The organism is Serratia sp. ASV30, assembly GCF_016428815.1.
In the GTDB taxonomy this organism is placed as follows: Bacteria; Pseudomonadota; Gammaproteobacteria; order Enterobacterales; family Enterobacteriaceae; genus Chania; species Chania fonticola_C.
Map to the genome: position 1 here is coordinate 1 of NZ_JAELTL010000280.1, position 264 is coordinate 264.

Here is a 264-nt window from a genome sequence, read left to right on the forward strand (position 1 = left end):
CGCGAGTTCGCTTCTCTTTGTATATGCCATTGTAGCACGTGTGTAGCCCTACTCGTAAGGGCCATGATGACTTGACGTCATCCCCACCTTCCTCCGGTTTATCACCGGCAGTCTCCTTTGAGTTCCCGCCATTACGCGCTGGCAACAAAGGATAAGGGTTGCGCTCGTTGCGGGACTTAACCCAACATTTCACAACACGAGCTGACGACAGCCATGCAGCACCTGTCTCACAGTTCCCGAAGGCACCAATCCATCTCTGGAAAG

General features: G+C 53.4%; 1 rRNA gene. It reads right to left on the minus strand.

The window, feature by feature from the left end:
- Positions 1–264 (minus strand): 16S ribosomal RNA (locus tag JHD74_RS27185); the annotation flags it as partial.